The organism is Anaerococcus sp. NML200574, assembly GCF_026131665.1.
Classification (GTDB): domain Bacteria; phylum Bacillota; class Clostridia; order Tissierellales; family Peptoniphilaceae; genus Anaerococcus; species Anaerococcus kampingae.
Genome location: NZ_JAMXSM010000064.1, coordinates 1 through 1,505 on the forward strand (window position 1 = coordinate 1; position 1,505 = coordinate 1,505).

Annotated in this window: 2 protein-coding genes; both read left to right on the forward strand. The window is 28.2% G+C overall.

Features of this window, described 5'->3' with window-relative positions; all coding sequences use genetic code 11:
- Nucleotides 1–1,000, forward strand: a 1,000-nt coding sequence (locus NH286_RS10605) for a sensor histidine kinase (protein ID WP_265238778.1), incomplete at its 5' end; no start/stop codon positions are given.
- 72 nt (nt 1,001–1,072) lie between these two features.
- Nucleotides 1,073–1,363 (forward strand): DUF3847 domain-containing protein, encoded by a 291-nt coding sequence (locus NH286_RS10610; protein ID WP_016648558.1) that lies wholly within the window; start codon nt 1,073–1,075, stop codon nt 1,361–1,363.
- Nucleotides 1,364–1,505: the final 142 nt, after the last annotated feature.

Here is a 1,505-nt window from a genome sequence, read left to right on the forward strand (position 1 = left end):
GGTCTTAGGAATACCAGAAAAAGAACCTAAAAGTCTTTTGTTATCTTTAACATCAATTTCTATATTAATAGCTATAGTAATTGTCATTATATCGACTATATTTTTAGCTTACGTCGATAAGATTATTGTAAAGCCTATATATAATTTGCTAGATAATTTTAAAAAGTTATCTAAAGGGGAATATGATTTATATATAGAAAATGATAGGGTGGATGAAATAGGAGAATTATTGGATAATTTTAATAAATTGGTAGCATCTTTAAAATCATATAGGGAAAGAGAAAATAAAGCAAAGGAAGAAAGAGAAGAGCTAATAGCATCTATAAGCCATGATTTATCAACTCCCTTATCTGTAATACAAGCCCACATAGATGGAATAAGTGACGGAGTTGCTGATAGCCAAGAAAAAAAAGACGAATATATAAGGATAATAAACAAAAAGATTAAACAATTGAATAATAGAATCAAACAACTAAAAGACTATTCATCACTTGGTATATATGACAAAGAAATAAATCATATCAGAGCTAGAGAATCTTTAGATAGAATTGTAGATGAATTAAATAGATCATTTACAATTGAGATAGGAAATTTATTTTATAAAAATGATATAAAAGAAAGTACAGTGATAGGTTTATCTGACAGGATGCTTGAAATCATATTTGAAAATTTGTTTTCAAATTCTATAAAATATAGGGGTGAAAATCCATTGGAAATTGATATAATTGCAAAAGAAAACCCAGATACAGTTATAGTAGAATTTAAAGACAATGGAAAGGGCATAGAGAAATCTGAATTAGATAAAATATTTAATCCATTGTACACAGTGGATAAAGCTAGGACGACTGATAAAGAATCAATGGGATTAGGCTTATCAATAGTAAAAAAAATACTTAATAATGCGGGAGGAGACATAGGAGCAACAAGTGAGTTTGGACAATATACAGTATTTTTTATAGAGATACCTATAGCTTGCAAAATTGAAATGGGTGTAAAATAAATAGTACAAATAATCTAGGCGATAGAAAATAAAACTCTATCGTCTTTTTTTATTACAAGAAAGGATATTAGTATGAAAAATTTAAATCAACTAAGACAAGATTCAAAAGAAATAAAAGATAAAATAGATGATACAGAAGAAAGATTAAGGCAACTAAAAAATCAAGAAAAGAAGATATTAAAACAAGATATAGTAAAAAGAAGAAAAGAAAGAACTCATAGGCTTATAACAAGAGGAGCAATCTTAGAAAGCCTTATAGAAAATGCAGAAGAACTAACAGATGAAGAAATAAAAATCCTACTAGAAGAAGCAACAAAGACAAAAGAATTTAAAGAAACACTAAAAATAATGAGAGAAAATTAAGAAAAATAAAATAACAAAATCTCCCTTAGATTTTCTAAGGGCGCAATTATACACCCTAAAGGGTGCTTGCGTGCCTTTAGAGCCAAACCCTTGCAGGGAGCAACAACCATTCGCTTTTTAAAAGTCAAGGGTAAATAAACTC